The following is a 22,631-nucleotide window of genomic DNA, read 5'->3' as shown; positions in this document are numbered from 1 at the left end:
GCGTCCTTTTTTGCTTCCTGATAATCCGGATGACAAAAATGCAATGGGATTCTCCGTGCGATTCGTTGCGAAATGCGAAATATAGTCCTCCATGCTCGGATTCCGAAAAGGACGTTTGCACGGTGGCCTTGGCATTGCCGCGGGAATCTTGCTGCCGGGCTCGCTGGCCCTCGCCACCCCACCGGCCACGCCCGCACATGATCTGGTCTTCGTCACCCAGGTCCCCTGCCCGGTCGAGGTAAACTCGCGCACCGCCGTCAGTTCCGTGACCACCTCGGTTTCGGTATTCGGCAACCATCTCGGCGACACCTACTCCGCTCCTCGCGGTGGCTCGCTCTGGTTGCGCCGCAGCGCCAGCGGCGCGAACCAGTTCGTCGATCTCCTGAACACCGCCACCTGGAACATCCCCGGCGGGAAACCGAACCTCGCCACCGTGGCGGTCCGCGATCCCAGCGTGCATTGGAACGGCGGCATCGTCCTGTTCAGCATGGTCATCGGCGTGCCCTCCAGCGCCAGCGACACCACCGTGTTCGTCTGGCAGCTTTACGAGGTCACGAACCTCGCCACCGGCCAGACACCGGTGATCACCAAGGTCGCGAACCAGCCGCTCGCCTACAACAATATCTGCCCGTGCTACGGCACCAATGGCCGGATCATCTTCGCCAGCGATCGACCACACAACGGCCAGGCGAACCTCTACCCGCAGCGCGAGGAGTATCTGCTCCGCCCGACCGTCACCGGCCTGTGGAGCCTCGATCCGGCGAGCTCCGACCTGTTCCTTCTCGAACATTCCCCGTCCGGCTCATTCGGCCCGTTCATCGATAGCTTCGGCCGGGTGGTCTTCGATCGCTGGGACCACCTCTCCCGCGATCCCCAGGCCGTGACCGATCGCCCTCCCGGCACCGGTGACACCTACGTTCAGACGACCAACGGCTGCGGCACCTATCCCACCGAGGCCTCGATCACCTTCCAGGCCGGAGTGCTCGACGACTTCTTCCCGGAGCCCCGCAACTTCGACATTTCCGGCCGCGCCGGCACCAACCTGAATGGGCAATCGTTCAACCAGTTCTCGCCCTGGGTCATCAATGAGAACGGCACCGACGAGGAGTTCATCAATCATGCCGGCCGCCACGAACTCGGCGGTACGATCGGACCGAGCTTCAACGATGATCCGAATCTGGTGACGAACAACCCGAACGTGGCACCGAATGTCCGCACTTTTGCAGACAACATGTTCTGGCTCAGCGAAAACCCTCTTTCAGGCGGCACCTATGTCGCCGTCAACGGCCCCGATGTCGGCTACCACGGATCGGGAAACATCATCAGCTTCAACGGCGGACTGACCGCACAGGGCGCTCCCGTCAACCCGGAGAGCATGCACGTGAGCTACCTCACGCCGCTGCCCTCCGGTGGCACCGCCCACCTTTACCGGAATCCGATCGCCCTCACCGACGGCAACCTCGTGGCCGCCCACACCACGGCCACCATCAACAGCGGTCTGGTGGCGCAGGATGCCAACACCGGTTCCGCCGCAGCCCCCACCGCGCTCTACGCCTACCGCCTCACCACCGTCACCGGCAGCGCACCGTCGATGGCTCCGGGCACGCTGTTGACGAACGGCTTCACCGCGAACGTCACCCAGTATGCCAATGGCATTTCGGTTCACTACAACGGCCCGCTGTGGGAGCTGTATCCCGTCGAACTGGTATCGCGCACCCTGCCGGCATCCCACACCAATTCGGTGGCTGCGATCGAATCGCAGGTCTTCACCGAGGAGGGCGTAAACCTCTCGCTCTTCCAACGCGATCTCACCCAGAAGAACGAGGCGCTGATCGTGAGCCGGAACATGACCACCCGCGATGACGCGGACAAACAGCAGCCGTTCAACCTGAAGGTCGCGTGGTCGAACACCCAGACGATCATTCCCAGTGCCAACCCGGGCAAGATCTACACCATCGGCTGGCTCCAGATCCTCCAGGCCGACCTGCGCCGCAGCTTCACCAATGGCGGCGCGCAGCCATTCCCCGGTCGCCGCGTGCTCGCCACCCAGCTCCACGACACCGTTTCCGAAAACCCACCGTCGGAAGCCGGCCAGCCCGCGGGCAGCGTGAAGGTGGGCAATGACGGCTCGATGGCCGCCGTGGTGCCCGCCCGCCGCGCGCTGACCTGGCATCTGCTCGACAACGACGCCGCGAAGACCAGCGTGGTGAAGGAACGCTACTGGGTCACGTTCCAGCCCGGCGAGGTTCGCACCTGCACCAGTTGCCACGGCCTCAATGACAAGGACCAGGCCGGCAACACCGCCCCCCAGAACAAGCCCGAGGCCCTCCGCACGCTGCTCCAGTATTGGCGGAACAACCATCCGTTCCTGACCTGGCGCTCGCAGAACTTCGCCCCCGCCGCGGCCAGCGACGACACCCTTTCCGGCCCGAACGCCGACCCGGATGGCGATGGCATTCCGAACCTCGCCGAATACGCACTCGGCTCGAACCCTTCCGATTCGGCCTCACGTCCCGGCATCACCGGGGCCAACACGGTGGATCCGAATGACGGCAAAAAGTATCTCAACCTCACCTTCCACCGCCACCTCGGCATGGTGGACTCCACCTGCCACGTCGAGACCACCACCGATCTCGTCCACTGGAACGAAGGCGGCGGTTACACGGTGGTGGGCAGTCCAGTGAACGATGGCAACGGCCTCACCGAAACGGTGGTCGCCAAGGTCGCCGCTCCGGTGGATGCGACGGACAAGACCTTCATTCGCCTCCGCGTGAGCCAGCCTTGATCACCGGCCCAGGATCGCCTCACGGCACCGCGCGTGCTCCCATATCGGCCCGCAGCCGTGTCCGAGCCCTTCGGCTTCGACCAGCTTCCATTCGAACGGCCAGCCTTTTTCGACCGCCAGCTTCTTCGCCGCCGCATACGCATGTCGACCGCGTTCAATGCGGGTGGCCCCCTGTTTCATCGCTGCGGCTCCGATATCGAGATACTTCGAACCGACATCGCCGGTGCCGAGGTAAAGCGTCAGCGGCGCGGCGAGATAACGCTTGAGAGACTCGTCCGATGCCTCCCGGTCCGACAGATTTCCGAAACCGTGAGGATAGTCCTGGCTTCGATCCGGAAAGAGCAGCGAGCCTGGATTCACCACCACCATCCGTTTGGCCTCGTTGGGGTAAAGCGCGGCCAGTCGACAAAGGAACTGCGCCCCCGCGGAATGCCCCACCAGATAATACGGCAGCGTCCGTCCTTCCCGGCGGTTCATCTCCGCGAGCAAAGGCGGCAGGAACGCGAACGTGCGCTCGGCCTCCGGTCGCTCCACCTCCTTCAAAAACACCCCGCCTTCCTGATACGCTTGCGGATCGAACCTCGCCCGGTCGAACTCCGGCACCACCAGCAACACGCCCAGCATGTCCGCGAGCTTTCTGGAGAAATCCCGATAGCCCGCCGCATCCCGGTTCGCGCCATGGAACAGCACCAGCAGCGGGCCGTCCTTCCAGCCGGACGGGCGGTAGCCGAATACCCGGATCGCCGTCTCCGCCTGCCGCACCTCGAAGTTGAAATCCTCCCCCGCCTGTTGCCGTGCGACGGGAGCCGGCTCCGCGTCCACCGCGAACGGAAGAAGCGGACCGAAAACCAGAAGACAGGAAAGCGCGCGAGGAAAGCCCATGGAACCTCCGTCCTACGCCGGGGTCGCCGTGAACCTATCGGCGTCGGGTGCCGTCACGAAAACGGCCCACCAGACTCCGCCTCCCTCTGAAGACCTTCCTCGCCTAAAGGCTCAACTCCTGGCTCAGGACACGTCCTCGTTGAAGTACACCTTGATGAACTTCATCTTCTTCTCCTCGTCGAAGCCGCGCTCCAGCACGGATTCGGTCTCGGCCTGAAGGCTCGGCTTGAGGTGGATCTCCACGCCGGTATCCAGCTTCACCACCGCGGCGATCTTCTTCTTCGCCTTGTTCACGTCCTTCTTGGAAATCTGGAAGGAGTCGTCGAAACGGTGACCCTGCTCGCGCTCGATCTCCGCACGGTGACGCTTGAATTTCTCGACCGCTTCCGGGGTCTTGAGCACTTCCTCCTCGAACTCCTGGATGCTGAAATTCTCCTTCTCCTCGAAGTAGGAAATCGCGTCGCGGGCGGCGCTGTGGGTACCCCACGGCGGGGTGTCATCCTCGGCCACGGCGACATCGGAGGACTCGGAAACCTGCTCCTTGCGGGCTTCCTTCTTCGCCTTCTCCTCCTTCTTCACGAAGGCCACCGCCATGTCGGCGTACTTGTTGGTGAGGAAGGACGGGTCGGACATCGGCACCACCCCGAGGAAGTCGCGGACCCAGAAACGGGAATCCGCGCCGGAGCGGTCGAAGGTCAGCACGTAGTAGCCCTTCTGCGCGTGGTGGTTGAGGATCAGGCAACCCTTGTCGATTTTCTCCGGGTTGATGCCCTGCTCGGTGTGGAGCTGGAGATCGCCGTCCTTCGTCGAGATGCTGAGGAAGGGCACCACGCTCTCGGACTTCAGGATGCAGATGCCCTGGGTGAGCTCGCCGTTCATCTCGATGTCCTTGATGAACGAGATGCAGAGATCGCCGGACTTGATGTTCGGGTGGTTCGTCTTCGAGTAGAGGCGCTTGGCGATGTCGCAACCGCGCTCGAGCAGGCCGTCCTCGGAATTGAAGATCGCCGCGGAGAGCGCGTTCATCTCGTGCTGGTCGAGCGACGAGTGGTGGCTGAAGCGGTGGCCGGAGAGGTTCTTGAACGGCTTCAGGAAAATCGCCGTCAGCGTTTCCTGGTCGGCCTCGTCCACTTGAAACACCTGCTTGGAAGTTTGGAGCGGCTCGTCGCGCTGGGGGTGGCCCACTTTGGCGAGGACGAGACGGGTGGCGGAGGCGGAAGTGAAGCGGATCTTGGCCATGGCGACGGGAGGCGGAACCTAGGCGGATCCCGGGGTTTGAAAATCAAAAATCGACGCTGCCCCGTCCCGGCCCGCGCCGCCCGTTCAGGTTCAGCGAGTGGCGGATTACGGATTTGGCAAGGCCCGCTCTCACGGCTTCGGCTCCCAGCCGAGGACGGCCTTCGGAGTGATTGCTGCGGCCTCCTTGGTATCGATCTGGCGGGCCCAGGCCACCCGTTTCCCGGGCTCGGCGGCTCCTTCGCCGGTGTTCTGGAATTCCAGGTAGCGGGCGGTTTTTTCGTTTTCCGGGTTCCGCCAGTTGTCCCAACCCGCCGGATCGATCCCCTTCCCCAGCGCACATTGCAGGTAGGCCACCGCGGCGTGCGGGCGCCACGGACGGCCGAGGAACATCCGCTTCGCCGTCGGCGCGACCGTCACTTGGCAATGGTCGAACACGAAGCCATAGGGCTGATTCTCGGGTGTGGACGCGGCGGTGAGGTAGCCGCTGTCCTTCGCATGGATTTCGCAGCCGCGGAACCAACCGATGCCCGCGCCGAAGATGAAGTCGACATCGCCCTCGATCCGGCAACGGTCGAACCAATGCGCGCCGGATTGGATGAGCAGCGTGTCCTGGCAACCGAGCAGGCGGCAGTTCCGGAACTCGCCGCGCTCCGAGACCAGCGACACGGCCACCGCCTGGCTGCCCTTGCCGCGGGAGTTTTCGAAGGTCAGGCGGCTGGCGCGGATCACCGGGCAGCGGAAGGTCACCGTGGCGCTGTCGAAGGTGCCCACCGTGCCGCCGTCCGGACGCGGGGTGTCGGCCCCGTCGCCGAAGACGATCACGGTCTTGGTTTCATCCTCGCCCTCCAGGCTGATCTCGCCCGCTTCCTTCGGGACGATGAGTTTCTCGCGGTAGGTGCCCGGCTTGATCACGATCCGGGTTTCGCCCTTGTGCTTCGCGGCCCGCGCCACCGCGGCATCGATCGCCTGCTTGATGGTCGGAAACGCCTTGCCGTCCGCAGGGTTCACGACGAGGGGCTGCGGAGCGCCGAATCCGGTGACGGTTCCGGCGAAAAGGCAGGCAATGAGACCGCGTAGCATGCTACCATCCATTCATCCCATGAGGCTTTGTCCATTCCGAATGCATGCAATAGGCCTCCTGGCGATCGTGGCCGCTCTGTCTCCGGCCTGCCGGAAGGAGGAGCCGGTCGTCGCCACACCGCTTCCGGCATCCCCTTCCGTTCCAGAACCTTACACCTATTCCAACGCCTCTCCCGACGGCATCGGCAAGTTTCACCACGGCCGCGAGATCGCGAAGGTGATGGGCCATCCGGCGATCGGCTGGCTGGAGCGCGACGACCGCGAAAAGGAGGAAGCCCCATCGAAGGCCATCGCCGCGCTCAATCTCGCTCCGGACGCGGTGATCGCGGACATCGGTGCCGGGTCTGGCTACTATAGTTTTCGTATTTCACCGCACGTTCCCCGCGGCAAGGTGGTGGCGGTGGACATCCAACCGGAGATGCTCGACTTCCTTCGGGCCAAATCGCGTGAGCTCGGCATCGCCAACGTCGAACCGCACCTCGGCGCGGTCGATGGCGTCAACCTGCCCGCCGCCTCCCTCGATGCGGCCCTGATGGTGGACGCCTACCATGAGTTCTCCCACCCCGCGGAAATGCTGGCCTCGCTCCGCCACGCCCTGAAACCCGGCGGCACCATCTATCTCCTGGAGTTCCGCGGCGAGGATCCGGAGGTTCCGATCAAGGTGCTCCACAAGATGACCGAAGCGCAGGCCCGGCTGGAATTCGAAGCGGCGGGCTTCCGCTTCGTCTCGAACTCCACCACCCTGCCGTGGCAACATCTCCTCGTCTTCCGGAATCCATGATCCGTCCGCTGCTGGTCCTGCTCTGCCTGATCCTCCCCGGTTTCGCCCGGGAAGTGGACGTCTATTTGTTCGGCGGCCAATCGAACATGCAGGGGATCGCGAAGCTGGCCGACCTTCCGCCGCGCGAGCTCACTCCGGCCCCGGGCGTGCTGTTCTGGAACGGCACGGAGTTCGAGCCGCTGGTCCCTGGCAAGACCCGATCCTCCCGCCACAAGGGCGATTTCGGACCGGAACTCTCCTTTGCCCGCTCCATCCCGACGGCGGGTCGCCCGGTCTTCCTGGTCAAATACTCCGCCAGCGGCATGCCGCTCGATCCGGGATGGAATGAGGACACCTGGCTCGGCGGGAGGAAACCCGGACGCGTGAACTTCTTCCCCGGTGACACCCGGACCGACCCGAACCGCGGCAAGCTCTACACCGAGATGCTCACCACCTACGGCGATGCGCTCGGCTTTCTCTACAAGCACGGCCATACCCCGGTGGTCCGTGGTTTCCTCTGGATGCAGGGCGAGCAGGACGCGAAGAACACCACCGCCGCGGAACATTATCCCGCCAATCTCAGACTGCTCCGTCACCGGCTCTCCGAGGACCTGCGTGTGGCCGATCTGCCGATGGCCTTCGGCCAAGTGCTGCCCCATTCGCCCGCCAAACCCGTTTTCGTGGCCCGCGATCTGATCCGCCGCCAGATGGTCGCCTGCGACATGGATTCCGGCAGCCCGCTCGCCATTCCCCGCTGCCGGATGGTCTCCACCGATGGTTTCCCCATGGGCACCGACACGGTCCATTACGTCGCCCAGGGCCAGTTGCGCCTCGGCGCGGCCCTGGCCAAGGGCCTCGACCAGGCGATGCGGGCGAAATAGCCCGGCGCAAGGTGACATTTCCGCGGGAAACCCCTTTCGGATTCGCGTCCGCTCGCATCCGCTGTTAGGGTCGCGGTTGATCCCATGAAACCGCCCCACCTCGCCGACCACCGCGAACGGCTCGCCGCCGGCCGCACGCTGCGCCTGAAGCTCCCGCGGCGCGAGCTTGGCCTGTGGGCACCGGGAGATCGGGATGTGGTCGAGCTGATCCGGCGTTCCAACGACCACCGCGTCCACAAGCTCATCCCGCTGAAAATGGCGCGGATGGCGGCCTCGCCGTTTTCCTTCTACCGCGGCACCGCCTTCCTCATGGCGGACGATCTCGCGCCCTATGGCACGACCGGCCTCCACACCCAGATCTGCGGCGATGCCCACGTGCGGAACCTCGGAGCCTATGCCACGCAGGACGACGTGTTCCTCTTCGATGTAAATGATTTCGACGAGACCACGCCCGGCCCGTGGGAACTGGACCTGAAACGCCTCGCCGCTTCGATCATCGTGGTGGGCCGGGAAGCCGGGCAGAACGACGACGCCTGCGCCGATGCCGTCCACGAGATGGCCGACCATTACCGGAAATCCGTGCGCGCCTTTGCCCGCATGCCTGTGCTCGATCTCACACGCCACGCCATCGCCCGCTCGGTGGGCCATGGCCCGGTGCAGCGGATCCTGCGCAAGGCCGAGCGCAAGACACCCGCCCAGGAAATGGAAAAACGCACCGCGCCGGACGAACACGGCCTGCCCCGTTTCCGTGAACTGCCGCTGCAAACGCCCGTTCCGGAAGCCGTGGCCAGCCGCGTGATTTCCTCCCTGAAGCACTACCGCGAAACCCTCTCGGCGAACCGCCAATCGATTTTCGACGCCTATCACCCGTCCGATGTCGCCTTCAAGATCGCCGGCACCGGCAGCGTCGGGTCGCGCGACTACGTGGTGCTGCTGTTCGGAAACGGCACCGGCGATCCCCTGTTCCTCCAGGTGAAGGAAGCCTTTCCTTCCTGCCATGCCCCCTACCTGCCGGACGTGAAGATTCCCGCCCACCACGGCCAGCGCGTCGCCCAGGGCCAGCAGCGGATGCAGACGGTGAGCGATCCCTTCCTCGGCTGGACCACCATCGAGGACCGGCATTTCCTCGTCCGCCAGATCGCGGATCGGAAGGCCGCCATCGAGCCGGAAGACCTCAAGGGCAAGGCCCTGCTGCAATACGCGCTCGTCTGCGGCGAGGTCCTCGCGAAAGCCCACGCCCGCACCGGCGAACCGGCCCTGCTCGCAGGCTACCTCGGCAAGTCCGGGAAATTCGCCCGGGCCCTCACCGCCTTCGCGCTCGCCTACGCGGACCAGGTCGAAAAGGACCACACCACGTTCACCAAGGCGATCGCCGACGGGAAGATCGAGGCGGCGTTGGGCTGAGACATTGGTCACCGCTTCTTCCTCAGCACCCGGTCGAGGAAATCGATCGCCTCCTCGTGCACCCGGCCCGGGATCAGGAAGGCCGTGAAGTGATCTCGGCCCTCCAGCCAATAGAGCTCGTGCGGCACATGGTTCTTCTCCAGCGCCGCGGCGAACCGCCTGGCATGCTCGGTGGGCACGAACCAATCCGCCGCGCCGTGATAGATGAACACCGGCGGGCTGTCCGGCGTCACGTGATACACCGGCGAGGCCTCGACATAGCGTTTCGGCATCTGCGATTTCCTCCCGCCCAGGAAATCCGCCACCAATCCCCCGCCCTCGGACATCGTCAGATCGGCCGGATTGCCCCCGGAAACGATCGCCTGCAGGTGCTCGTCGTGGGGATGCTTCATCAGGCCCATCAGCGCCGCCAGATGTCCGCCCGCCGAATAGCCATAGGTGGCGAGACGCGTGGCATCGATGCCGTTCTCCTTCGCATGCCGCCGCATCCAACCCAGCGCCTGGTGGAGATCCTCCACCTGCGCCGGATGGATCCACTTCGGGGCCTTCCGGTAGGTCACGTTGAACACCACATACCCCCGCTCCGCGAGCCGCCGCGCGATCGGTGCCATCCGCTGCCGGTGGTCCGGCCCCGTCCAACCACCGTAATGGAGCAGCAGCACCGCCGGAGCCGGTTCCCCCAACACCGGACGATACAAATCCCCCTGCAACGCCTCCGTCCATCCTTTCGGCGTGTAGGTGATGTCCCGCCGCACCGTGTAAGCCGTCTTCACCGCCGGCACCGGAGCTCCCACCCGACCCTCATGCGTCACGCACGACGCCAGGGGCAGGCACGCGACGAGAATGATCCACCGCAAGGATCGCAGGAGCCGTTGAAACATGCCGGAACCTAACCGGCATCCGGGTGAAGGAAAGGGCCCGCCCGGACAAAAAGCCGATGGAGCCATTTGTCCGGGCCGGACCAACGGTGGTTTTCCCTTGAAAGCCAGCGCCCGGAGCCGCATACGAACACCGCTACGCGCAACCGGGAGAGGTGGCAGAGTGGTCTATCGCGTCGGTCTTGAAAACCGAAGACGGGAAACTGTCCGTGGGTTCGAATCCCACCCTCTCCGCCAGCGCTTATCAATAACAGGTTCACTCACCCCATTAGGGTTGATCCACCCACCAAGCCGACGGGTGGGATGAGAACCCAGCCGCCGCGCAGCAAGGCCTCTTGGGTTCGACTGCGGCAGGAGCGTTAAGCGACGAGCCAATCCTTGGCGAAGCCAACTGGCTAGCAAAGCCGGAGGCAATCCCACCCGGAGCGGATGGCAACCCCATACCGCCTCCTTGCTCCCCGCCCACTCCTCCGGCTAGCTTCTTCCCAATGCCGGACCCCGCCAACGACTCCATCCGGGCTCATCTCGATGCCCTCTATCGCGCGGAGTCCGGGCGCATTCTGGCGACGTTGATCCGGTTGCTGCGGGACTTCGATCTGGCGGAGGACGCGATGCACGATGCCTTCGCCGCCGCGCTGAGGCATTGGCCGGAATCCGGCATCCCGGACAATCCCCGGGCGTGGCTGGTTTCCACCGGTCGCTTCAAGGCCATCGATGCCCTGCGCCGCCGGGCCCGCTTCGATGCCTCGCAGGACAAGATCGCCGACGAACTCACGCCACCCGCCTCCACCGCGCACGAAACCGACGATACCCTCGAAGACGACCGTCTGCGATTGGTCTTCACCTGTTGTCATCCCTCGCTGAATCCCGAGGCCCGTGTGGCGCTGACCCTGCGCGAGGTCTGCGGCCTCACCACCGAGGAAATCGCGCGGGCGTTTCTCACCTCCGCGCCCACCCTGGCCCAGCGGATCGTGCGGGCGAAAGCGAAGATCCGTGACCTCCAGCTTCCCTATGAGGTGCCGTCCGCGGAGGAGCTGCCCGACCGCCTCGCGACGGTGCTCCAGGTGATCCACCTCGTGTTCAACGAAGGCTATGCCGCGTCCTCCGGCACCTCGCTCACCCGGGCGGATCTCACGTCCGAGGCGATCCGGCTGGCACGGCTCGTCATCGAGCTTCTGCCAGAACCGGAGGCCATGGGGCTGCTCGCGCTGATGCTGCTGCAGGAGTCGCGACGCACGGCGAGAACCTCAGCAAGCGGTGAACTGATCCTGTTGCAGGATCAGGATCGTTCGCAGTGGGACCGGAACCTGATCGCCGAGGGGGTGGCACTGGTGGAGCGCGCGCTGCGGTCGAAACGGTTCGGCCCCTACACGCTCCAAGCGGCCATCGCCGCGGTGCATGCGGAAGCCCCCGCGGCCGCGGAGACCGATTGGCCGCAGATCGTCGCCCTCTACACCCTGCTGGCCCGGACCGAGCCCTCCCCCGTCATCGAGCTGAACCGCGCCGTGGCGGTGGCGATGCGGGATGGTCCCGCGGCCGGCCTCGCGTTGATCGATGCCATCCTCGCGCGCGGCGAGCTGACCGACTACCATCTCGCCCACTCCGTCCGGGCCGATCTCTGCCGGCGGCTGGACCGGACGACTGAAGCCCGGAGTTCCTACGAGCGCGCCCTGTCCCTCACCCGACTGGAGCCCGAGCGGCGGTTCCTCGAAAATCGCCTGCGGGAACTCGACGAAAAAAAGTGACGCCCGCTGTCGAATCGCGCTCCGGCCAATCGACCACCTGATGAGGCGGTCATCCTGAACCGCCACTACCACCAACCCGATCCATCCCATGAAATACATCTGCCTTGGTTACATCGAGCCGAACAAATTCGAGAACCTGACCGAAAGCGAACGCAACGCCATGGTCGACGAGTGCTTCTCCTACGACGACGAGCTGCGGAAGAACGGCCACTTCGCGGGTGGCGAGGCACTGCAACCACCGCAAACCGCCGCCACCCTGCGCTGGGAAAACGGCAAGGTGGCCATCACCGACGGCCCCTACGCCGAGACCAAGGAGCAGATCGGCGGCATCCTCATCCTGGAAGCCCGCGACCTGAACCACGCCATCCAGATCATGTCGAAGCATCCGGGCGTGAAGGCCGGTCCGTTCGAAATCCGTCCCGCCGCCGATCTCTCGGAAATGATCCTTGAGAGTGAGCAACGGCGCGCGGGTCACTGAGCCGGAATCCACCCAAAGGAGGGTGCCACGCGCACCCTCCGCGCGTGGATTCCACGTCGGATTTTGGAATATCCATTTGCGGCCGGAAACGCTATCCCTCCCATGTCTCCCCAACAGGAGTCGACACCCGCGTTGAAACTCTCTCGGAACGGCATTCGAAACGGCATGGTGGGAATCGCGGCAGCGCTCCTCCTCGCCGCGCTCTTCATTTCACGAACGGGCAGCCGGAAGCCGCAGGCGGGCCATGAGGGCCATCCCGATCGTTCGAAAGACCACGCCGGGCAGACAGAGATCGCCACGGAGGACAGTTCGCGACGGATCTCCGATCCCCGGAACGCCAAGGAGCCGCCCGTGCTCAATCTCTCGGGCAGCGACGCGCCCCGGGCATTCGCCATCCACGATCAATCCCGCCAGCACCTGAAGGATCTCGAGGGCAAGAGAGCCAAACCCTTTTCCCAATATGTGGATGACGCAGGGAACTCCACCTGCTGCTCGCTGCTGAAGAAGCCGGACGCGGAGGAACTCGACACGATGTTCGATCAATACCTCCAATCCCTGTCCCCGGAAGACCGGGATTTCGTGGAGAAGACCGGCCTGTCTTCCAACCTCAGGAAGGAGATGGAAGAGTTCTTCAACTACGATTCCACCTACCGTTACGTGACCTTCTCCGTAGCCGCGGACAGCAAATCCCCTCTTCCCAGCGTCATGGTCATCGAGTCGGACAAGCTCTATGACGCGGAGGCGGCATCCAAAGGCAAACTGGACCTTCCTCTGGATGAAATCAGCGTGAGGGAATGGACCGACCTGAGTCCCGGCGATCCCAAGCTGGATCGCTACGGCCACCTGTTTTCGATCAAGTGAGCTGTCCGATCTCCTTCCGGAACCCGGACATTCTCCTGCCTTGTCCCGGTCGGTGCCGGTGTTCTAACTACCGGCACCCTCACCCATGAAAACCGCCCTTGTTTCCCTCGCCGCGTTCACTCTCGCCAGCCCGCTCTTCGCCGCCGGTCCTGATGCCGAGAAGGCCTACTCGAAGACCATCGCGGTCACGCCGCTGATGAAGACCCGCGTCGATGCCGCCGGCCAGCCGATCACTTGGCCGGCCTATCCGGCGGAAGTCTCGGCGGTGCGGGTGGTGATCCCGCCCGGAGCCGAGACCGGCTGGCACCGTCATCCCGTGCCGTGCTTCGCCTACATCCTGGAGGGCGAACTCGATGTGAAACTGGAAACCGGCGAGACGAAGCATCTCAAAGGCGGGCAGGCCTTCGCGGAAACCGTCAACGTGATGCACAACGGCCGCAACAACAGCAAGCGCCCCGTGGTGCTGGTGATGTTCGCCGCAGGCACCGCCGACGAGCCCTACGCGGTGAAACAGCCCGCCGCCCAAACAAAAACCGGCGCCAGGCCGCATGGCCCGCGCCGGTTCTGAAAGGACGCCCCGGTGAGGTGTCCGGGCGATGTGATCTAACTCACGCCCGCTTCACCTCGACCCACTGGCCGGTCTTCGCCGATTCCAGCACGGCATCGCAGACATACTGCGTGCCGAGCGCGTGGCGGAAGTCCGGATAGGCCTTCTCGGCGGACGGGTTGTCCAGCGACTTGAAGAACTCATAGAGCGCGTGGGTGAACGAGTGCTCGTAGCCGAGGCACAGGCCCGGCACCCACCAGTTGCCCGCGTATGGGTGATCGCCATCCGAGCAATGGATGCTGCCCCAGCTCCGGCGGTCGCCGGGAACGCCGTGGTCGAAGTACGACAGGCGGTTGAGGTCGTGGAGATCCCACGCCAGCGACTTCTTCTCGCCGTTGATCTCGAAGGTGTAGAGCGCCTTGTGGCCGCGGGCGTAGCGGGTGGATTCGAAGATCGCCAGCGAGCCGTTCTCGAAGCGGGCCAGGAAGGCGCACGCGTCGTCGATGGTCACGGCCTGCTTCTCACCGGTGGCGGTGTGGACGCGCTCCTTGATGAAGGTCTCGGTCATCGCGGAAACCTGCACGATCTCGCCGTTGATCCAGCGCGCGGTGTCGATGCAGTGGGCCAGGAGGTCGCCGGTCACGCCGGAACCCGCCGCCGCGGCATCGAGACGCCACAGGCCGGCGCCGCCCTGCGGGAGATCCTGGGAAATCGTCCAGTCCTGCAGGAAGTTCGCGCGGTAGTGGAAGACACGGCCGAGTTCACCGGCGGCGACGATGTTCTTCGCCAGCGTGACGGCGGGCAGGAAGCGGTAGTTGTACCAGACGAGGTTCGGCAGGCCGGAGGCTTCCACCGCCTCGACCATCTTCTCGCCCTGCGGGCCGTTCAGCGCGAGCGGCTTTTCGCAGAGGATCATCTTGCCGTGCTTGATGCACTCCAGCGCGATCTCGGCGTGGGAATCGTTCGGCGTGCAGATGTCGACGGCGTCGATGTCCTCGCGCTTCACCAGCTCGCGCCAGTCGGTTTCGTAGGAGGCGTAACCCCACTTTTCAGCGAAGGCCTTCACCTTCTCCTCGTCGCGGCCACAGACGGCCTGGCGGACGGGCACGTGCTCGGTGTCGAAGAAATGGGTGAGCTGGGAGTAGGCGTTGGAGTGGGTACGGCCCATGAAGCCGTAACCGATGAGGCCGATGCGGATTTCCTTTTTGGACATGAATGAAGGGGTGTTAGAGGGCTTGGTCCACCTGGATCATGGTGGCGAGGATGGTTTCCCAGGTGGCGGGCGTTTCGAGCGTCTCGTTCGGGAACATGCACCCGTCCCAACAGATGTGGTCGATGCCGCGGTCGGCGGCCCCCTTGAGCCAATAGGCGGAGGCGCGGGGGATATCGAGTTTGCCGTTCGGATCGTCCGCCGGGCAATGGCGGCCGGTCTTGTCGTGGGAACCGGTGCCGTGCACCGAGCCGTCGTTCTGGGCGACGTGGAAATCGATCGTCCACGGGCGCAGCACGTCGGTCATCTTGGCGTAGGCGGCCCAGAATTCCTCCTCGGTGTAATCGGCGGCCAGCAGCGCCGCCTCGGGTGCGTTGTAACCGAGCAGGTAGAGGTAGGTGTGGGCGAGGTCCGCCTGGAAGCCGACGATGCCGGGCAGGTTGGTGGCTTCGAGGGTATCCACCATCGCCTTCCACGAGTGCATGCCGCCCCAGCAGATTTCGCCTTCGGCAGCGAGGCGCTCACCGTGCTGCTCGGCCACCTTGCCGGCTTCGCGGAAAGTTTCGGCGAGCTTCTTGGTATTGCCCGCCGGATCCTGGAGGAAGGACTCGGGACCGCCCGCGGAATCGATGCGGATGATGCCGGACTTCCGGACACCGTGTTCGTTGAGGATCTTCGCGATCCGGCAGGCCTTCTCAACCGCGAGGACGAAGTTCTTCCGGTCGTCATCGCTGCCGAAGGCGCAGCCACCGACGGTGCCCGGCCAGACCGGAGCCACCAGCGAACCGACGGACAGCCCGCGCGAGGCGATGCGATCCGCCATGGCGCGGAGCTCGAACTCGGACGCGTCCGGATCGATGTGCGGGTGGAAGAGGAACAGGTCGATGCCATCGAACTTGCGACCGCCCACCGTGGCGGCGGCCGTGAGATCGAGCATGTGATCGAGGGAGATGGGCGGATGGTCGGTGCCGGGCTCTTTGCCGACCAGACCAGGCCACATGGCGTTATGGAGTTTCATGGGGTGCGATAAATCAAAGGGGATGGGCCAAGAATGGACACAAACTCACAGGAAGGAAGAGAAGAAGTGACCGCGAATGTCGCTGATTTCGCAGATAAAGAGTCATATTCCGGAAATTCAAAAGTCAATTTTCGCCATCCCGTGAAATTGCGACTCCACTCTTCCTAGCTGGAATTCGTGTCCGTTCGCGATGGTGGGTTACTTCTTGTAAGCGCCGAGTGCCGGGGCGTCCGGATTCACCTCCGGGCCGAAGTAGCGCAGGCAGACGAGGTCCTCGGTTTCCGAGGTGTTCTCAAACACCACGCCCGCCTTGGCGGCCGCTTCGGTGGCGAAGAACTCGTCCTGCGTGAGGTCGTGGAAACGGATCAGCTTCGGGCAGTTCAGGCGCAGCTTGTTGGCGTGGCCTTCACCAGCCACCACGATCAGGCCGTAGGCACCGTTGTCCTTCACGGTGACCTTCGCGCCGGGCTTCACGGTGAGCTCCTTGGCGGTGAAGTACTGGAAGTTGTCGACCTTGCCGTAGACGATCCACTTGTCGACGTGGCCTTCGCTCTCCTCGGCCACCACCGGTTCGAGGTAGTGGTTGTCCTTGAAGTTAGGGTCGACGTTCTTCTCCCAGTGGAGCTGGTCGACGATGAAGTCGAGGTCCTGGTGCTTGTCCGCCGGCATGTCCTTCACGAGGAGGTCCCACGGCACCTCGCGGCCTTCCACGAGCGACTGGTACATCCCGAAGACATCGGAGCCCCACTGCGGCTCATAGGTGCAGAGCGAGCCCGGCGCGTGGAGGATGCACGGGTCGATCAGCCAGCCGGTGCCCGGCTTCAGGCGGTAGGCCTTGGAGAGGTCGAGGATACCGTTGTCACCCTTGTTCCAGTTCGCGAGGCACTCGCGCACCTGCTCCTTGGTGGTGCCGGGCTCGAAGCCCATGAAGGTGTAGGGGAAATTGTTGCCGACGTTGTTGTGCTGCGGCGGGAAGTAGTAGGATTCCGGCTTGCCTTCCTGGCCCACCAGCGCGGCCTGCGCGGCGTCCTGGTGCATGTGGTGCGGGATCGGCCCCATGTTGTCGAAGAACTTCGAATACACCGGCCACTTGCCATACTTGTTCCAGATCGCCTCGCCGATCAGCTCCGCGCCGCACTCGGCCACGGCATCCTTCAGCGTGAAGCGCTCGTTGCCGACGACGACGTAGGACAGGCCCTCGTCCTCGGTGCGGTTGTCGTTCGCGGCCTCGGTGGTGGAGGCGAACCAGCGCTCGTCGATGCCGCCGCGGTTCAGGCCGAAGGCGTAGAGGTCGTCCGGATGCAGCTTCAAGCGCTTGCCGGGCTGGAGGAACGAGCGCGGCACCCAGCAAGGGGCCAGGCGCAGCAGGCCGCCGGTTTCCTCGAGGTGGGCTTCAACAGCGGCGCGGACATTGCCTGTCCGGGTGGTCAGGTCTTTCGTGGTGCGGGGTTGGGTCATGGGTATGGAAGTGCGATAAGGATCAAAACAAATGGGAAATTCAGAGGACGTAGGACCAGTCGACCTTGGCGGTGACGGTCTGCCCGTTCTCATCCTGGAGGGTGACACGGCCAGGGCCGTCCGGAACGATCGAAGCCACCGTTTGGAAGCCCGCGGGAACGGGCACGATGCCCTGGACGATCCGCACCGACACCGCCTCGTCCTTGTGGAACTCACGGGTGGTGGGAATGCCTTCGGGCGCGAGACGGTCCTCGCGGGAAATTTCCAGGCCGTCGAAGAAATGGGAGTAGACCTCCTCGATGCCGACGCGGCCGAAGTGACGGCTGCTCCACGGCTCGGCCTGGCGACCACCGTTCGAGAGCCAGAACAGCGTGGTCGGGAAGTCGGCGGGGTTCTTCAGCGAGAACCACACGTAGCCATCCATCACCGCGGCGGACCATGCGAAAGGCTGGGCCTCGGTGGCGGGCTCGCTGACCATCATCACCAGGTCCTCGCAACCGGAGCGCACCGGGTAGCGGGTCACATCGGTGGTGCCGCCGGCCGCCAGCGGCACGGCTTTGAGATCGGTGAACAGCGCGCCGGATTCCATCACGCCGTGTTCGCCGATGGACGGGTCCGCGAAGACGCCGCGGTAGACCGAGCCCCAGCGGAAGGGCGAAACGCTCAAACGCCCCTGCCCTTCGGGAATCCCAGAAAAGTCCAAGATGGGATGGTTGCCGTAGTTGTAGCGCCCTTCCCAGCCGCGGATGATATGATCCTGATACACCGCCGTCTCGCCTCGGCGAACGGAAACGACCTTCTCGATCGTGGCTCCATCCACTCCGCCGGAAATCGAAAGGCGCAACTCATCGGCGGATTGCGAGATCAGGTCCCAATCGCTGTTCGCCGGATGGCCATGTGGCGGGAACTCCTTGGAGACCCCGAATGGCATGCAAAAGAAGTCTCCCCGCAGGACGCGCAGCAATTCCGGCAGCTCCGGATTCGATTCCTCCCGCGTCCACGGCGAGAGCGAATACGGCGAGAATTCACGACCTCCCGTCCGGAAAACCACCGGAGCCATATGGCCCGCCCGTCGGCTCACGGCGAGTTCCACCGAATCATTGGAGAGAATCCAAGAGGGTTCACCGTGGATCGATTGCATTTCAGTCATGTTGAGGGCGATTCATAACCAAACGCTCAAAAACGGAAGAAAATTCACATTTTCGGGCAAAATCGCACTTTTTCCCAATAGTTGAATGCAGTGATCAGACCGGCTTCAACGACCGTATTTCAGCGTGAACGGCGGGTTTTTCAGGTGTTCCTTGGCGTATTCACGAGACTCGTTGTCCGTGATCACCAGGTCCACTTCCTGGGGTTGGGCGAAGAAGAAGTCCGTCTGAACGCCCATCTTGGTGTGGTCGATCAGCGCGCATTTCCACGCCGAATGATCGAGCATCACCCGCTTCAGGCGGGCCTGCTCGGAATTCGGTTCGCTCAGGCCGCGGACCGGATCGAGGCCGCCGCCGGAGAAAAAGAAGCGGTCGATCCGCAGCGCCCGCACCGCGAGCTCGGTGATGAGCCCGTTGTAGCGCCGGCCACGCGGCTCATAGGTCCCGCCGAGCTGGATCAGCTCCACGCTGTCATTGCTGGCGAGGCGTTCCATCACCGCCAGCGAGTGGCTCACCACGCGCAGGGGCAGCCCCGCGGGCAGGTGGGAGGCGAGCTGGAGCGAGGTGGAACTGGCATCGAGCAGGATCGTTTCCCCGGCGCACAGCACCCGGGCGGCTTCCTTGGCCATCGAGACCTTCTCGTTGAGCTGACGCGCCTCACGCTCGGAATACGGCAGCTCGGCGAGGGGCCCGGAGTTGTCCATCGCTCCGCCGTGCGTCCGCTTCAGGTGGCCGCGGCGGCTCAGGAAGTCGAGATCCCGGCGGATCGTTTCCTCCGCCACATCGAAGTCCTTGGCGAGGTCGATGGTCCGGACGGTGCCGTCACGGCGGGCAAGTTTCAGAATGCGATTTTGGCGTTCGACGGGCAACATGTGGGAATTTGTGGGAAATGGTGGGAATTTGTGTTGATTAATTGGATTTAATCGGTCAATTCACCTCCAGCCATCCTTCTCAAACCTGCATACCATGGTCAAACCAGAAGCCTATCAACACGTGAGCTACAAATGGGACGATTCCACCGCGGCCAACCTCGATCCGGTCGGCCGCCTGGTGTATCGCTCGAATCTCCTCGGCAGCGACCAGCGCATCACCAACACCGGCGGTGGCAACACCTCCTCGAAGGTGATCGAGAAGGATCCGCTCACCGGCAAGGACGTGGAAGTCCTGTGGGTGAAGGGCTCCGGCGGCGACCTGCGCACCAGCACGCGTGAGAATTTCTCGTCCCTCTATCAGGACAAGCTGATCGGCCTCCAGCGCATCTACGCCGCGCTGCCGGACAACGGCCTGAAGACCCCGGCGGAGGACTCGATGGTCGGCATGTTCACGCACACGACCTTCAACCTGAACCCGCGCGCGTCCTCGATCGACACCCCGCTGCACAGCTTCCTCACCGGCAAGCATGTCGACCACATGCACCCGAACGCGATCATCGCGATCGCCGCCAGCCGCCGTTGCCAGGAGCTCACCGGCGAGATCTTCGGTGGTGAAATGGAGTATGTGCCGTGGATGCGCCCCGGCTTCGAGCTCGGCCTCGCAATGCAGGAGATCGAGAAGCAGAACCCCGGCACCCGGGCGATCATGATGGGCCAGCACGGCTTCATCTCGTGGGATGACGACGACAAGGCGTGCTACATCCGCACGCTCGATTTCATCGAGAAGGCCGCCGATTACATCGAAACGAAATACCAGGCCAACGGCGGCGACGCCACGGCCTTTGGCGGCGCGACCTGCCAGCCGCTCCCGGCGATCGAGCGCGATGCCACCCTCGCCGCCATCCTGCCGTGGCTGCGCGGCAAGGTGTCCGCGCAGAAGCGTTTCGTCGGCACCGTCCAGCACGACGAGAAGATCCTGCGCTTCGTGAACTCCGCCGATGCCCCGCGCCTCGCCGAGCTCGGCACCTCCTGCCCGGACCATTTCCTCCGCACCAAGATCAAGCCGCTCTACGTCGCGTGGAACCCGCAGACCCAGGACGTCGCGCAGCTCAAGGCGCTGCTTGAAACCGGCCTGGAGCAGTATCGCAAGGACTACGCCGCCTATTACGCGGCCTGCAAGCACGCCAACTCCCCGGCGATGCGCGACCCGAACCCGACCGTGATCCTGATCCCGGGCATCGGCATGATAGCCTGGGGCAAGGACAAGTCCGAGTCCCGCGTGACCGCCGAGTTCTACAACTGCGCCGTGGAAGTGATGCGCGGCGCCGAGGCGATCGACGAATACATCGCCCTGCCGCAGCAGGAAGCCTTCGACATCGAATACTGGTTGCTCGAGGAAGCGAAGCTCCAGCGCATGCCCGCCGAGAAGGAACTGGCCCGCCAGATCCACATCGTCATCGGCGCCGGCAGCGGCATCGGCAAGGAAACCGCCCACCGCCTGGTGAAGGAAGGCGCGCACATCGTCTGCGTCGACCTCAACCACGAGGCCGCGGAAGCCACCGCGAAGGAAATCACCGACAAGTATGGCGTCGGCATCGGCGTGGCGGGCAGCGGCATTTCCGGCTGTGGTCCGGCCATCGGCCTGCGCGCGAACATCACCGACCGCGCCAGCATCCGCGAGATGCTCGACCAGGTGGCGCTCGCCTACGGCGGCTTCGATGCCATCGAGGTCACCGCCGGCATCTTCGTGCCGAGCGACACCACCGGCCACATCCCGGACGACAAGTGGGCGCTCACCTTCAACATCAACGTCACCGGCAGTTACTACGTGGCCGACGAGGCCTACAAGACCTGGAAGGAACAGGGCCTGCGCGGCGCACTCGTCCTCACCACCAGCGCCAATGCCGCCGTGGCGAAGAAGGGCAGCCTCGCCTACGATACCAGCAAGGCCGCCGCCAACCACCTCGTCCGTGAGCTCGCCATGGAACTCGCCCCGCTGGTGCGCGTGAACGGCGTGGCCCCGGCCACCGTGGTGCAGGGTTCCGCCATGTTCCCGCGCGACCGCGTGATCGGCAGCCTCGCGAAGTACAACATCCCCTACACCGAGGATGAGGCGACCGAATCGCTGGTCTCGAAGCTCGCGCAGTTCTATGCCGACCGCACCCTGACCAAGGCGCCGATCACCCCGGCCGACCAGGCCGAGGCTTACTTCCTGCTCGTGACGAACCGCCTGAGCAAGACCACCGGACAGATCATCACCGTGGATGGCGGCCTGCACGAGGCCTTCCTCCGCTGATCGACTCCCCTTTCCTGCCTCCATGAAGACCGTGCCGCAATCCCGCGAGGGGCTGCGGCACGCGTTTTTTCAGGCAGCGGCTCAGGCGAGCGCCAGCTCTTCCAGTTCTCCCGCGACCATCCGGGCGAACTTCGGACCGGGCTGCGGGATGGTTTCGTCGAAGACCATTTCCTCCGGCAGGCGGTTCAGGCGGATGAAGGTCGAGCCGGGCTCCTGTTCGACCAGGTTGCCGAAGTGGGTGAAGTTGGTCTCGCGGAGATCCAGCACCGGCTCGCGGGATTCCTCGAGCGCTTCCTTGAAGCCCAAGGCGCTCGAATGGTTGACGATATAGTCCGAAAGGCGGCGGAACAGTTTCGGGAGGATCGGCACCTCGTCGGTGATCGCCTTCAAGGTGGAGGCATCGAAGCCATCGAGCGTGCCGTCGTTCGCGTAAACGCCGAGTCCCGCGGCACGGGCGGCGGCGGCCTCGACAGAGAGCGCGTTGCGGAGCTGGCTGAAGAGGCCCTTGTAGAAGGTTGGATAGGCCATGCCGTTGGAGATCGCCTGCCAGTTGTAGCTGGTCTTCAGCAGCTCGACGTCGAGGAAGACATCGGTGCCATCGGCCTGCTCCGGCTCTCCGGTGAACACGAAGGCGATCGGGCGGCCGTTCTTCTCCACGGCGCGGGCCAGGATGTAACCGGGCGTGCCATCGCTGGCGCTGATCACCGTGTTGCGGCGATCATCCCACACCACGTCCGAGATGCCGGTGAACTCGAGCAGGCCCTCGGCCGCGGCCTTCGCCAGTTCCCGCGGCTGGTGCAGGATCGCGCCGCCGCTGGGCGGGGTGAAGTGGGTTTCGAGCGTGTCGATCGCCTCGATGCGGAGCTGGACGTGGCCGCGGGCGTTGAACTTGGCCCGGCCGCCGTTCTGGAGACCTTCGACCAACGAGCGGTCCTCCGGCTCGAAGCGGATCGAATCGCCGTCCGGCGAGTAGTTGAGGACCTGGAACGTTCCCTTGATGAGTGTGAATGCCATGACTCGCGACCAAAGGGATTCCCCATCTCCCGGACAAGAGGAGGAGTGCGACGAACTCCACACAGGATTGACATC

Annotated in this window: 19 protein-coding genes and 1 tRNA gene; 10 read left to right on the top strand and 10 right to left on the bottom strand. The window is 64.3% G+C overall.

Translation table 11 applies throughout. The annotated features are described in order from the left end of the window. Positions 1 to 91 precede the first annotated feature (91 nt). Positions 92 to 2,785, top strand: a complete 2,694-nt coding sequence (locus llg_RS17350; protein WP_338286041.1) for a hypothetical protein — start codon at positions 92 to 94, stop codon at positions 2,783 to 2,785. On the opposite strand, the gene llg_RS17345 is transcribed toward llg_RS17350, so the two are convergent. From llg_RS17345 to llg_RS17335, 3 genes are all read right to left on the bottom strand, one after another. Then, positions 2,786 to 3,667 carry a hypothetical protein gene (locus llg_RS17345; RefSeq protein ID WP_338286040.1) on the bottom strand — a complete coding sequence of 294 codons (882 nt, stop codon included), beginning with the start codon at positions 3,665 to 3,667 and terminating at the stop codon, positions 2,786 to 2,788. Positions 3,668 to 3,790: 123 nt separating this feature from the next. Then, positions 3,791 to 4,906 carry a nucleoid-associated protein gene (locus tag llg_RS17340; RefSeq protein WP_338286039.1) on the bottom strand — a complete coding sequence of 372 codons (1,116 nt, stop codon included), beginning with the start codon at positions 4,904 to 4,906 and terminating at the stop codon, positions 3,791 to 3,793. A 129-nt stretch (positions 4,907 to 5,035) separates the two neighbouring features. Beyond that, positions 5,036 to 5,986 (bottom strand): pectinesterase family protein, encoded by a 951-nt coding sequence (locus tag llg_RS17335; RefSeq protein ID WP_338286038.1) that lies wholly within the window; start codon positions 5,984 to 5,986, stop codon positions 5,036 to 5,038. 67 nt (positions 5,987 to 6,053) lie between these two features. Between llg_RS17335 and llg_RS17330 the strand changes: the two genes are divergently transcribed. The 3 genes from llg_RS17330 (at position 6,054) to llg_RS17320 (ending at position 9,031) form a co-directional block, all read left to right on the top strand. Next, positions 6,054 to 6,767: a class I SAM-dependent methyltransferase gene (locus llg_RS17330; protein ID WP_338286037.1), complete on the top strand. Its 714-nt coding sequence runs from the start codon at positions 6,054 to 6,056 to the stop codon at positions 6,765 to 6,767. Continuing rightward, positions 6,764 to 7,627, top strand: coding sequence for a sialate O-acetylesterase (locus llg_RS17325; protein ID WP_338286036.1), 864 nt, complete (start codon positions 6,764 to 6,766; stop codon positions 7,625 to 7,627). Before llg_RS17330 ends, llg_RS17325 begins: the two co-directional genes overlap by 4 nt. An 84-nt stretch (positions 7,628 to 7,711) precedes the next feature. Beyond that, a complete protein-coding gene (locus llg_RS17320) occupies positions 7,712 to 9,031 on the top strand; it encodes a DUF2252 domain-containing protein (protein ID WP_338286034.1) in 1,320 nt (439 codons plus the stop codon). 8 nt (positions 9,032 to 9,039) lie between these two features. Here llg_RS17320 and llg_RS17315 read toward each other — a convergent pair whose 3' ends face one another. Continuing rightward, on the bottom strand, positions 9,040 to 9,888 hold the full coding sequence (locus tag llg_RS17315) for an alpha/beta hydrolase (RefSeq protein ID WP_338286032.1): 849 nt from the start codon (positions 9,886 to 9,888) through the stop codon (positions 9,040 to 9,042). Between the two features lie 170 nt (positions 9,889 to 10,058). Here llg_RS17315 and llg_RS17310 point away from each other — a divergent pair. The 5 genes from llg_RS17310 (at position 10,059) to llg_RS17290 (ending at position 13,561) form a co-directional block, all read left to right on the top strand. Beyond that, positions 10,059 to 10,146 (top strand) — tRNA-Ser (locus llg_RS17310). Positions 10,147 to 10,421: 275 nt separating this feature from the next. Further along, on the top strand, positions 10,422 to 11,654 hold the full coding sequence (locus tag llg_RS17305) for an RNA polymerase sigma factor (RefSeq protein ID WP_345789204.1): 1,233 nt from the start codon (positions 10,422 to 10,424) through the stop codon (positions 11,652 to 11,654). Between the two features lie 88 nt (positions 11,655 to 11,742). After that, positions 11,743 to 12,132, top strand: coding sequence for a YciI family protein (locus llg_RS17300; RefSeq protein ID WP_338286030.1), 390 nt, complete (start codon positions 11,743 to 11,745; stop codon positions 12,130 to 12,132). A gap of 102 nt (positions 12,133 to 12,234) precedes the next feature. Beyond that, positions 12,235 to 12,993 carry a hypothetical protein gene (locus tag llg_RS17295; RefSeq protein ID WP_338286029.1) on the top strand — a complete coding sequence of 253 codons (759 nt, stop codon included), beginning with the start codon at positions 12,235 to 12,237 and terminating at the stop codon, positions 12,991 to 12,993. Between the two features lie 85 nt (positions 12,994 to 13,078). After that, positions 13,079 to 13,561, top strand: coding sequence for a cupin domain-containing protein (locus tag llg_RS17290; protein WP_338286028.1), 483 nt, complete (start codon positions 13,079 to 13,081; stop codon positions 13,559 to 13,561). A 40-nt stretch (positions 13,562 to 13,601) separates the two neighbouring features. Here llg_RS17290 and llg_RS17285 read toward each other — a convergent pair whose 3' ends face one another. From llg_RS17285 to llg_RS17265, 5 genes are all read right to left on the bottom strand, one after another. Continuing rightward, on the bottom strand, positions 13,602 to 14,753 hold the full coding sequence (locus llg_RS17285) for a Gfo/Idh/MocA family oxidoreductase (protein ID WP_338286026.1): 1,152 nt from the start codon (positions 14,751 to 14,753) through the stop codon (positions 13,602 to 13,604). Between the two features lie 13 nt (positions 14,754 to 14,766). Continuing rightward, positions 14,767 to 15,768, bottom strand: coding sequence for a TIM barrel protein (locus llg_RS17280; RefSeq protein ID WP_338286024.1), 1,002 nt, complete (start codon positions 15,766 to 15,768; stop codon positions 14,767 to 14,769). 198 nt (positions 15,769 to 15,966) lie between these two features. Then, positions 15,967 to 17,226 (bottom strand): hypothetical protein, encoded by a 1,260-nt coding sequence (locus llg_RS17275; protein ID WP_338286023.1) that lies wholly within the window; start codon positions 17,224 to 17,226, stop codon positions 15,967 to 15,969. Between the two features lie 40 nt (positions 17,227 to 17,266). Further along, positions 17,267 to 18,367: a hypothetical protein gene (locus tag llg_RS17270; RefSeq protein ID WP_338286022.1), complete on the bottom strand. Its 1,101-nt coding sequence runs from the start codon at positions 18,365 to 18,367 to the stop codon at positions 17,267 to 17,269. Positions 18,368 to 18,481: 114 nt separating this feature from the next. Continuing rightward, positions 18,482 to 19,246: a DeoR/GlpR family DNA-binding transcription regulator gene (locus tag llg_RS17265; RefSeq protein ID WP_338286021.1), complete on the bottom strand. Its 765-nt coding sequence runs from the start codon at positions 19,244 to 19,246 to the stop codon at positions 18,482 to 18,484. A 94-nt stretch (positions 19,247 to 19,340) separates the two neighbouring features. Between llg_RS17265 and llg_RS17260 the strand changes: the two genes are divergently transcribed. After that, the gene (locus llg_RS17260; RefSeq protein WP_338286020.1) at positions 19,341 to 21,542 is read left to right on the top strand and encodes a bifunctional rhamnulose-1-phosphate aldolase/short-chain dehydrogenase; all 2,202 of its coding nucleotides are present in this window, start codon (positions 19,341 to 19,343) and stop codon (positions 21,540 to 21,542) included. 81 nt (positions 21,543 to 21,623) lie between these two features. On the opposite strand, the gene llg_RS17255 is transcribed toward llg_RS17260, so the two are convergent. Then, positions 21,624 to 22,556, bottom strand: coding sequence for a hypothetical protein (locus tag llg_RS17255; RefSeq protein WP_338286019.1), 933 nt, complete (start codon positions 22,554 to 22,556; stop codon positions 21,624 to 21,626). Positions 22,557 to 22,631: the final 75 nt, after the last annotated feature.

Origin of the sequence: Luteolibacter sp. LG18 (genome assembly GCF_036322585.1) — a bacterium.
Classification (GTDB): Bacteria; Verrucomicrobiota; Verrucomicrobiia; order Verrucomicrobiales; family Akkermansiaceae; genus Luteolibacter.
This window is presented reverse-complemented; position numbering and strand designations above follow the sequence as displayed.